The sequence below is a fragment of the Mycobacterium sp. NGS49 genome, assembly GCF_059812565.1.
In genome coordinates, this window is record NZ_JCALCX010000019.1 from 1 (window position 1) to 10,627 (window position 10,627).

The following is a 10,627-nucleotide window of genomic DNA, read 5'->3' on the forward strand; positions in this document are numbered from 1 at the left end:
TGTTGTCGCCGAGGTTGCCCAGGCCGAAGTTGCCGTCGCCTCGGTTGCCCAGGCCGAAATTTCCATCGCCGACGTTGCTGAATCCGATGTTGCCGAGGCCGATGTTGGCCAGACCGACATTGGAGAGTGCGCTGTTGTTGAAGAACCCGGAGATGTCGGTCCCGATGTTGCCCAGGCCGGAGATGTTGGCCGGCGTCGCCAGGTTCAGCGTGCTGGTGTTGAAGAACCCGGAGACGGTGTTGCCCAGGTTGGAGATACCTGAGACCAGCCCGCCCAGGTTCTTGTATCCCGAGATTCCGGGTGCACCCGCGTTGAGCAGGCCGGACATATTGGCACCGGTATTGCCGAAGCCGGATACCGTACCCGGCCCGCTGTTGAAGAATCCCGACGACGGTACGTCTGTCCTGTTCCCGAATCCGGGGCCCGTCGGAATGTCGATGAACTGCAGCCTGATCGGCAGCAGCCCGCCGCTGCCGTTGATGTCGATGAACGGTTGTAGCGCTTGGGAACCGATCTCGATGCCCATGTTGGGCAGCCGAAGCCTGATCTCCGGGATCGTGATGGGGTTCACCGTCAGAACGTTGGCGACTGGTTGGTCGAAGAACGTGATGTCGGCGGAGATCGCCGGCAGCGAGAAGCTCTGGACTGTGACGGTGCCCAGCCTGCCGGTGATCGGGATGTAGAGGTGGATCGGTATGTGCAGCTTCACCGGGATGGCGGTGTCCGGAATGCTTTCGGAAGCTTCGATACCCCACAGGCCCTGAAAGTCGCCGCGCCAGAAGAGGCCGTTGCTGTAGTTGCCCGCGTTCAGTGCGCCGGTGTTCACGTTCCCCGAGTTCGCGAACCCGGTGTTGTAGTTACCGGTGTTCCACCAGCCGGTGTTGTAGGAGCCGGGGTTGAAGCCGGCGGTGTTGAAGTCCCCGCTGTTGAAGCTGCCCGAGTTGTAGTTGCCGGTGTTGCCGAGGCCGGTGTTGACCATGCCGGCGTTGAAGAAGCCGGTGTTGACATCGCCCGGGTTGAAGAAGCCGGTGTTGACGGCGCCGGTGTTGCCGATCCCCCAGTTGCCGGTACCGGAGTTGCCGATGCCGACGTTGCCGCTGCCGGAATTGAAGAACCCGGCATTGTTGGTGCCGGAATTGAACAGCCCGGTGTTACCGGTGCCCGAGTTCAACCCGCCGGCGAGATCGACGCCCTGCCGGTTGTCACCGGTCAGGCCGACACCGATGGAGTTGTTCCCGGTGTTGGCCAGGCCGATGTTGGAGTTGCCGGTGTTGGCCACACCCTGGTTGGCGTTGCCGGCGTTGCCGAAGCCGATGTTGAAGCTGCCCACGTTGGACAGTCCGACGTTGTTGTCGCCGAAATGGCCGAGGCCGATGTTGAAGTCGCCGAGGTTGGCCAAGCCGAAGTTGTTGCTACCGAGGTTTCCGAAGCCGATGTTGTTGTCACCGGTGTTTCCGAACCCGATGTTGTTCTCACCGACATTGCCGAACCCGATGTTGTTGTTGCCGACATTGGCCAAGCCGAGATTGAGCACCGCCACCATGGGAGGGGGTAGCTGGCTGTAGAACGCGCCCGCGAGGTTGGCGCCGACGTTGTACAGACCCGAGACGTTGGCGGCTGCCCCGATGCCCGTGTTGTACAGGCCCGACACCGTGTCGCCCAGGTTCGCCACTCCCGAGAGCAGCGAGCCGTAATTGTTGAAGCCCGAGACGCCGAGCGAAGCGTTTTGAAAGCCGGAGATGTTGGCGCCGAAGTTGGCGAAGCCCGACACCGTGCCCGGGCCACCGTTGAAGAATCCCGATGACGGCAGGGCGCTGGAGTTGAAGAAGCCGCTGCCCGCCTTGTACTCGAACAACGTCCATTTCGCGGGTCCGATACTGGCCGTGGCCGGGATGAACACCTTGGTCGACCCGTCCACGGCGCCGACGTTGAACACGACCTCGGGACCGATGACCCGCACCTGCGGGATGGTCATGCTTGCGATCGTGACCGCCTCGATCGGCAGCGGCGGGATGATGCCCAGGTCGATGTTGAAGCCGAAGGCAAAGTCCGACAGGGTTATTCCGCTGAAGAAGGCATCGGTGAAGGTGGCCGTTATGGGGATGTTGATGGGCGCTTCCACGGTGACGTGGGCGGGAATCTCGGTCAACTCGATCGCGTAGCCGACACTCCAGTGACCCTGTTGATCGCCGCGCGAGATGAGGCCATTGCTCATGTCACCGGTCATGAATGCGCCGGTGCCGATATTGCCCGAGTTGGCGAAGCCGGTGTTGTAGTCGCCGGTGTTGTAGAAGCCGGTATTGAAGTCGCCGGGATTGGTGATGCCGGTGTTGGTACTGCCCGTGTTGTACAGCCCGGTGTTGAAGTTGCCCGCGTTGGCTACGCCGGCGTTGACGAGGCCCGCGTTGAACAAACCGGTGTTCGTGCTGCCGGTGTTGCCGATTCCGGTGTTGTAGCTGCCGGAGTTCCCGATGCCGAAGTTGCCGGTGCCCGAGTTTCCGATTCCGATGTTGCCGGTGCCGGAGTTGAACAGGCCGATGTTGCCGGTGCCCGAGTTCAGTGCGCCGATGCCGAATTGGCCGTTGCCGGTGAGCCCGATGCCGATGTTGTTGCTACCGGTGTTGCCGAAGCCGATGTTGCCGTCGCCGGTGTTGCCCCAGCCGTAATTCCGGCTGCCGGTGTTTCCGGCGCCCACGTTGCCGCTGCCGGCGGTCAGTCCGGGGCCCGCGTTGCCGAGGCCGACGTTCGCGTCGCCGATATTGGCGCTGCCGAAGTTGCTGTCGCCGACGTTGCCCAGGCCGAAGTTTGCGTCTCCGAGGTTACCGCTACCCAGGTTGAGGTCACCGGTGTTGCCGCTGCCGAAGTTCCACGCCCCGCTGTTGGCCAGACCGAAGTTCAAGATCGGCCCCGCCGGGGTGTTGAATACCCCGGACATGTCGACGCCGAGGTTGAAGATGCCCGAGACATTGGCCGCGCCGGCGTTCAGCAAGCTGGTGTTGTAGACGCCCGACATGGTGTCGCCGAGGTTGGCGATGCCGGACAGCAGCGAACCGTAGTTCAGCAGGCCGGAGCTTCCCACCGCTCCGTCGAACGCACTGTTGAAGACGCCCGAAACGTTGGCTCCGAGGTTTGCCAGCCCCGATACACCGCCGCTTCCGGAATTGAAGAAGCCCGATGACGGGTTGGTAGTCGAATTCCCGAAACCCGGCGCCGCGGGGATCCGCAAGAAGATGATCTCGCCCTTTTCCAGCGCGCCGAAGATGTTGATCGGGATGTTGATGGAGGGTCCGCCGATGGTGATTGTCACCGCGGGCGTGGTCAGCGAGGAGGCCCCGAGAATGATCGGGCCGAAGAACAGCACACCGCCGGGTGTGTCGTCGGTCGGCAGGATGTTGGTCTTCGGGATGATCTGCCCGTCCACGGTCAGCGGAATCACCTGGCTCGGGATGTTGATGACCTGGTTTATCGGGATGACCATCGACTGGTTTATCGGCAGTTCGGGTGTCTCGTAGGAGAGGTCGATGCCGAAATGACCGGCGTTGTCGAACTCTTCAAAGAACCCGTTGTTGAAGTTGCCGGTGTTGAAGAAGCCGGTGTTGACGTTCCCCGCGTTGTAGCCGCCGGTATTGGTGTTGCCGACGTTGTAGCTGCCGGTGTTGGTGTTGCCCACGTTGAAGCCGCCGGTGTTGAAGCCGCCGGCGTTGTACCAGCCCGTGTTGTTGTTGCCGACGTTGCCGAACCCGGTGTTGATGTTGCCGACATTATTGAAGCCGGTATTTCCGATGCCCGGATTCTGGATTCCGGTGTTCTGGATCCCTGCGTTGAGCAAGCCCCAGTTCCCGGTCCCAGAGTTCCCGATCCCGACGTTCCCGGTGCCAGAATTGAACAGCCCGACGTTGCCCGTGCCGGAGTTGAACAGGCCGAAGTTGGCCGCCCCTGAGTTCAGGCCGCCGATGCCGATCTGACCGTCGCCGGCGAGGCCGATGCCGACGCTGTTGTTGCCGGTGTTCGCGAATCCGATGTTGTTGCTGCCGGTGTTCGCGAAACCCTGATTGAAGCTGCCTGCGTTAGCCCATCCCAGGTTGTTGGCGCCCAGGTTGGCCCAGCCGATGTTGGAACCGCCCAGGTTGCCGGATCCGACGTTGAACGATCCGATGTTCGCGCTGCCGAAGTTCTGGTTCCCGATGTTGCTGGAGCCGAAATTGAGGTTGCCCAGGTTGGCTGCCCCCAGGTTCGAGTTGCCGAGATTTCCGAAGCCCAGGTTTGCGTTGCCGAGATTGCCGTTCCCGACATTCGTGTTGCCGAGATTGCCCAGGCCCAGGTTGTTCACACCGGAGTTTCCCGGCGCCTCCGGACCGCGGAAGAAGCCCGCCACATTGCTGCCACTGTTGAACACACCGGAGATGAAGGCGGTCGTCGTAATCGGTTCGAAGCTGACATTCTCCAGGCCGGACACCGTGTTGCCGATGTTGAAAAAGCCGGAGGCCAGCACCCCGCTATTGGAGAACCCGGAATTGGTGCCGATCGCATCCAGGGCCGCGTTGAGGAAACCGGAAGTAGCCGCTCCGGTGTTACCGAAGCCGGATGCGCTCCCGGTGCCGCTGTTGAAGAATCCTGACGACGGAACGGTGGTGGAGTTGCCGAGGCCGGTACCACCCAGAAACAGGCCCTGGAAATCGCCCCGCCACAGCGCACCGTTACTGAAGTTGCCGCTGATGAAGACGCCGGTATTGACATTGCCGGAGTTCGCGACGCCAGTGTTGTAGCTGCCGGTATTGAAGTAGCCCGTGTTGACGTTGCCCGGGTTGAAGCCGCCGGTGTTGGTGCTGCCTGGATTGAAGCTGCCGGTGTTGTAGTTGCCGGCGTTGCCGAATCCGGTGTTGGCTATGCCGGAGTTGAAGAAGCCGGTGTTGGCATCGCCGGAGTTGCCGATGCCGGTGTTGTAGCTGTGCCCGGAGTTCCCGATACCGAAGTTGCCGGTACCGGAGTTTCCGATACCGATGTTGTTGCTTCCGGAATTGAACAAGCCGATGTTGCCGGTTCCGGAATTCAGTCCGCCGATGCCGAATTGCCCATTACCGGTGAGCCCGATTCCAATGTTGTTGTCACCAGTGTTGCCGAAGCCGATGTTGAAGTTGCCGGTGTTGCCGAATCCCCTGTTGCCGCTGCCGGTATTGCCGATGCCGATGTTGTTCAGCGCGGCCGTCAGCCCGGGCCCGACATTTCCGAACCCGAAGTTTCCGCTACCGAGGTTGCCGCTGCCGTAGTTGGAGCTGCCCCGGTTGCCACTCCCGACATTGCCGCTGCCGATGTTGCCGAAACCGAAGTTGAAGTCACCGAGGTTGGCGTTGCCGATGTTGCCCTGACCACTGTTGGCCAGGCCGAGGTTGCGGAAGCCGAATTGCGTCGCGGCGGCCGCGCCGGCGGGCAGCGCACCCGCCAGGCTCGGTACCGCGGTGAAAGGTGTCAAGGCGGAGACGGCCGCAGCCGCCCCCGCCCGGTAGTCGAACATGGCGGCTACGTCCTGGGCCCACATCTCTTCGTAGTGGCCCTCGGCCGCTGCGATCGCCGGCGCGTTCTGCCCGAAGAGATTGGTCAACACCATCTGCACGACAGCCCGGCGGTTGGCCGCGATGAGCTGTGGATCCACCGTCGCGGCCAGCGCTGCCTCGAATGCGGCCGCGGCCAACCGCGCCTGGATCGCGGTCTGCTCGGCCTGCTCGGCCGCCGCGCTCAGCCACCCAAGGTATGGCGCGGCGGCGCCCGTCATCGCTGCGGCGGCCGGCCCCTGCCACGAGGCACCGGCCAGACCCGCGGTCACCGCACCGAATACGGACGCGGCCGACCCTAGCTCGGTGGCCAGGCTCTTCCAGGCCGCCGCCGCGGCCATCGTCGGGCCAAGGCCTACCCCCAGATACAACCGTGCGGAATTGATCTCTGGGGGTAATACCGCAAAACTCATTGCCCGCCCGTCATTGAAGTCCTGGACCACTGAGGCCACATTGCCGTCCGTCAGCACCTGTCGGGATGGCTGATTATGTAGCAAATGACGGCCGAATGGTCCCGATTTTGCCCCGAAGTCAAATATTTCTGGTCGGCCATCTCGGGGCCGCGCCGATGCAAAGAATTCAACTGATCAAGTGGCTCCGGTGGGGTGACGGCGGCGTTGGCAGGAGTGTGGGCCCGAGTCGCATTCAGGATCGACTCCAGACCGAGTTAAGGCGCACTCCGTCCGTTTCAGAGTTTACGAGTGCCGCTGTATTGAATCCAAAATCGCGGATCTTAGATTCAAAATGATGGCCAGGAATTCGGTGCTCCCGCCGGCGTCCGGTTGCCTGGTCCCTTGACGCGCACCTGGGCCCAGACCCCCTTCGGATACGGTGACAGTTGCTGTCATTCAGGCAGGTCTGCCGTGAGATTGCACGGTCGTTTCGGAGGTGCCGGATGCGCAGCCCGTCCAGTTTCCGTGTCATCCAGTGGGCCACCGGCGGGGTCGGCAAGGCCGCCATCGAGTGCGTGCTCAACCATCCCGAGTTGGAGCTGGCCGGGTGCTGGGTGCACAGCGCCGACAAGAACGGCCTCGACGTCGGGCACATTCTGGGCGCCGACCCGGTGGGGGTTACGGCAACCACCAGCATCGACGAGGTGCTGGCGTTGGATGCCGACTGCGTGATGTACAGCCCCCTGGTACCCAACGACGAGGAAGTCATCGCGATCCTGCGGTCAGGCAAGAACGTCGTGACCCCGGTGGGCTGGGTGTACCCCGACTTGGACAGCCCTCGAGTCCGGGCCATCGCCGACGCCGCGGTCGAGGCCGGGGTCACACTGCACGGTTCGGGTATCCATCCCGGCGGCATCACCGAGCGTTTCCCGCTGATGGTGTCGTCGCTTTCCGCAGCAGTCACCCACGTACGCGCTGAGGAGTTCTCCGACATCCGCACCTACAACGCACCGGATGTGGTGCGCCACATCATGGGATTCGGCGGCCCCCCCGAAGCGGCGGTGCAGGGGCCGATGGCCGGCCTGCTGGAAGCGGGATTCAAGCAGTCGGTACGAATGATCGCCGACCACATGGGTTTTCGGATCGATCCCACCATCAGGACGATCCAGGAGATCGCGGTCGCGACCGGCGACATCGACTACGAACCGGTTGCCATCACCAAGGGAACGGTGGCGGCGCGCCGGTTCCGCTGGCAGGCGATCGCCGACGGAGAACCGGTGATCACCGCGGCCGTCAACTGGCTGATGGGTGAGGACAATCTGGAACCGGCCTGGACGTTCGGCGAACAGGGTGAGCGCTTCGAGGTCGAGATCACCGGTGATCCCAGCGTGAGCCTGACCTTCAAGGGCCTGCAACCACAGACCATCGCCGAAGGGCTGCGCCGCAATCCGGGCGTGGTGGCCACCGCCAATCACTGCGTCAACGCAATTCCCTACGTCTGCCCGGCCGCGCCGGGCATCAAGACCTATCTCGATCTGCCGCTGATCGCCGGGCGCGCATGACGAACCTGGCGGGCCGAGCGCGATGAGTTATTGCTGGTCCAACTTGGCTTCGCCGCAGGTGATTTCGCGTTCCAGCGGTGGATACGCCAGCACGGGACGTCACGCTCGCTGGACCATTACGTGACCGAGGCCATGCAGGCGATCAACAGTTCCTACTGGCAACGCGGTGCCTGGTCGTGAGCGCCGGCTAGGCCGGCAACGCCGCGGGGTTGGCGATGCGCAGCGGTGAGCCCTGCAGCCACGCCACCACAGCCTCCACGGTGTCGGCGTAGAAGGAACCAAGCATTTCGCGGGTCACGTACCCGAGGTGGGGCGACAGCGTGACGTTCGGTAGCTCCCGCAGGGGATGCTCGGCCGGTAGCGGCTCGACATCGAAGACATCGAGCCCCGCCCCGGCGATTCGATTGCCCCGCAGCGCAGCGATCAGGGCCGGCTCATCGACGATCGGGCCGCGAGAAGTATTGACCAGGAAAGCGTTCGGCCTCATCAGCGCCAGCTCGGGTCCGGCGACCAGACCACGTGTGCGTTCGGAGAGCACCACATGGATGGAGACGACGTCGGATTCTGCGAACAGCGCCGCCTTGTCGACCCGGCGGGCGCCGACGGCCGACGCCGCCTCGTCGGTGAGGTTCTGGCTCCAGGCGATCACCTCCATGCCGAAGGCTTTGCCATACCCGGCCATCCGCCTGCCCACCCGGCCAAGACCCAGCAGTCCCAGCGTCCTGCCGTGCAGCGTCATCCCGGTCGTCGTCTGCCACGCACCGGCACGCATGCGCCGGTGCTCCTCGGCCAGATTGCGCACCGTCGCGATCAGCAGCCCCCATGCCAGCTCGGGCGTAGCGTCGCGGACAGCGGCAAATCGGGGATGGGCGAAGTCCGAGTGCGCGACCAAGACGCCGCGCTCGGTGGCCGCGGCCAGGTCCAGGTTGGGCAGGCTCCGGCCGACGATGGTGATCAACTTCAGGTTCGGCAGCCGCTCGATGAGGGTGCGGGGCAGCGCCATGCGCTCGCGCATGGTGCATACCACGTCGAACGGCCGCAGCAACTCGGCTGCCTGTTCCTCGCGCAGGTGCCGGCCGAAAACCGTGATCCGGGCCCGTTCCTGCACCGCGGCCCAGTCGGCGAGTTCCAGCGCGGCACCCGCATAGTCGTCGAGTATCGCCACCTGTGGCGTGCGGGCCGGCGTCAATGCTCTTCCTGGTGCGCGGCCGGGAATTGCGGCCCCCGCTGTGGGCCCGCGTAGTGTCGCCACGCCTCCCGCGTGCTGTCGTGCAGGCCCGGAACCAGGCGAGGATGGGGACCGTCGATGACCAATGCGGCCTGGTCGCCGGAATACGGCGCCCAGCCGGGCGCACCCGTCCGCACGAATCGGATCCAGCGTTGTTGCACGAAGTCGCGCACCGACTCATACCGCCGACGCTCGCCGATCGTGAGCAGTTGCAGGGCCGGCATTTCAGAGCCGAACGCCATCGGCACGTCGGTGGCATGGATGGCGCCCATGCCGATCCATCGCAACACCGACGGGGCGTAGTCGAGGCGGTAGAGGTACGTCGGCGCGTGGCGGGCGTGTCCCTCGGCCACCGCAATCATCGGCCGCACGAAGAAGCAGTCGGTGGCCAGCCGGATCAATGCCGACGGGCTCGGATAATCCGGGTAGTGGGCCAGCACCCTCGAACGGGCGCCCGGATCGGTAGCGGTGAACATGCGGTCCACCCGCGCCGGGGTGGTCGGAACGATGTCGACCACGCGTCGCACCGGGCCCCAACCCGCGTGACCCAGCTCGTCGCGCATCGAGCCGATCAGCAGCGGCACGCGCTCGGCGCGGCCGGCCGCGATCGCCGTCGTCGGATCCTCGGGCAGGAAGTCGCCATCGATGACCGGCGCCAGTGACATCTGGCACGGAACCTCACGCGCCGCCGTCATCATGACCTGAATCGCCGCCCTGGTGATGGCGGTGGCCGGCGCATTGCGCAAGACCTCGGCGGCCCCGGCTGAGTCGGCGCCGAGCGCCTCGACGCATCGACGAGCAGTTTCGGCGGCCTGCGCGGGCGTGCGCACGGCATCGGGCACCGGACTCTGGGCGATGGCGCGGTGAAACAAGCCGCGCGCGGCCGGCAGCGTGAGGTGGGTCAGCACGGCGCTCGCACCGGCGGACTGACCCCACACGGTGACATTGTCGGGATCTCCGCCGAAGGCGGCGATGTTGCGCCGCACCCACGCCAGGGCGGCGACCTGGTCGCGCAGACCGAGGTTGGACTCGAACTCCGACGCGTACTGAGAGAAATCGACGAACCCCAGCCCGCCCAGGCGGTAGTTGACGGTCACCAGCACGATGCCGAACTTGGCCACCAAGGGCTTGGGGTCGTGCACCGGCAGCGCGGAGGTGCCCTCGAAATAGCCGCCGCCGTGGATGAACACCAGAACCGGGCGAAGGGGCGAGCCGGGCTCGGCCGGCGCGCAGACGTTGAGCGTCAGGCAGTCCTCATGCTGTACCTGCCGCTTGAGTATGCCCAGCGGCGAACTGAACCGGTGGGAGTGCGCCGCGAAGCCGAATCGGGTCGCGTCGAGAACGCCGGTCCACGGCGCAACGGGTTGAGGCGCCCGCAAGCGCAGCCGCCCGACCGGCGGAGCCGCATAGGGAATCGTGCGCCACAGGTGGACGTCGCCGAAACGCCGTCCGCTGACGACGCCTGACTCGACGGCGACTTCCACCCCCGATCCGCCGCGATCGTCCATGGACTCACCTTCCTGCCGTGTGAGTTGCGCCGCGACTTCTCTTGCGACGGCACCGGCACGACACGGGATTCGACATTAGCCCCGGCGCCTGGTCGCCGGACAGCTGCACCTGGACTTCCGGTTTCAGCCCGATACGGATCGGCTAATGGAACCATCTCGAAACGGTCCGGTTTCGGCTGCGAGACCACGCGTTGTGGCGGAGAACACGTTCCTCCTGTCAGCGTCGGCGCGAATTCCCAACTGCGACGGCCGAATTAGCGATAAAAGCGGCATTTACCGCGGAAAGAACGTGTTTGCCAGCCGCTTTCATTGCCGGCCGGAAGCGAGCGGCACTGCAAGCCGCACAGAGCCATTCCACACGGCGGACCCGAGGGACGGATGAAAATCA

5 protein-coding genes are annotated in these 10,627 nt (G+C 64.5%); 2 read left to right on the forward strand and 3 right to left on the reverse strand.

Going from position 1 to position 10,627, the window contains the following annotated elements:
* On the reverse strand, positions 1-5,962 hold a 5,962-nt coding region (locus tag AC5Y7D_RS19855), incomplete at its 3' end, for a PPE domain-containing protein (RefSeq protein ID WP_499926950.1).
* A 482-nt stretch (positions 5,963-6,444) separates the two neighbouring features.
* On the opposite strand from AC5Y7D_RS19855, the gene AC5Y7D_RS19860 reads away from it, so the two are divergent.
* A complete protein-coding gene (locus AC5Y7D_RS19860; RefSeq protein ID WP_499926951.1) occupies positions 6,445-7,503 on the forward strand; it encodes an NAD(P)H-dependent amine dehydrogenase family protein in 1,059 nt (352 codons plus the stop codon).
* 30 nt (positions 7,504-7,533) lie between these two features.
* Positions 7,534-7,683 (forward strand): hypothetical protein, encoded by a 150-nt coding sequence (locus AC5Y7D_RS19865; protein ID WP_499926952.1) that lies wholly within the window; start codon positions 7,534-7,536, stop codon positions 7,681-7,683.
* A gap of 7 nt (positions 7,684-7,690) precedes the next feature.
* Here AC5Y7D_RS19865 and AC5Y7D_RS19870 read toward each other — a convergent pair whose 3' ends face one another.
* Together AC5Y7D_RS19870 and AC5Y7D_RS19875 are read right to left on the reverse strand one after the other, a co-directional pair.
* A complete protein-coding gene (locus AC5Y7D_RS19870) occupies positions 7,691-8,692 on the reverse strand; it encodes a D-2-hydroxyacid dehydrogenase family protein (protein ID WP_499926953.1) in 1,002 nt (333 codons plus the stop codon).
* On the reverse strand, positions 8,689-10,239 hold the full coding sequence (locus tag AC5Y7D_RS19875; protein WP_499926954.1) for a carboxylesterase/lipase family protein: 1,551 nt from the start codon (positions 10,237-10,239) through the stop codon (positions 8,689-8,691). Before AC5Y7D_RS19875 ends, AC5Y7D_RS19870 begins: the two co-directional genes overlap by 4 nt.
* Between the last annotated feature and the right edge of the window lie 388 nt (positions 10,240-10,627).

Bases quoted from the DNA above. Each gene is read 5' to 3' on its own strand.
- AC5Y7D_RS19860 (WP_499926951.1), top strand. From the start codon at position 6,445: ATGCGCAGCCCGTCCAGTTTCCGTGTCATCCAGTGGGCCACCGGCGGG.
- AC5Y7D_RS19875 (WP_499926954.1), bottom strand. From the start codon at position 10,239: ATGGACGATCGCGGCGGATCGGGGGTGGAAGTCGCCGTCGAGTCAGGC.